1 rRNA gene is annotated in these 223 nt (G+C 55.2%); it reads left to right on the top strand.

Going from position 1 to position 223, the window contains the following annotated elements:
* Window positions 1-223: ribosomal RNA gene (locus RCF34_RS22850) — 23S ribosomal RNA — on the top strand; the annotation flags it as partial.

Below are 223 nucleotides of genomic sequence, written 5' to 3' on the forward strand. Positions count from 1 at the left end.
GAGCTTGCTTGTGTAGGATAGGTGGGAGGCTTTGAAGCGTGGACGCCAGTCTGCGTGGAGCCATCCTTGAAATACCACCCTGGCAATCTTGAGGTTCTAACTCTGGTCCGTTATCCGGATCGAGGACAGTGTATGGTGGGCAGTTTGACTGGGGCGGTCTCCTCCTAAAGAGTAACGGAGGAGTACGAAGGTGCGCTCAGACCGGTCGGAAATCGGTCGTAGA

Origin of the sequence: Pseudomonas sp. 102515 (assembly GCF_031085165.1) — a bacterium.
GTDB lineage: Bacteria > Pseudomonadota > Gammaproteobacteria > Pseudomonadales > Pseudomonadaceae > Chryseomonas.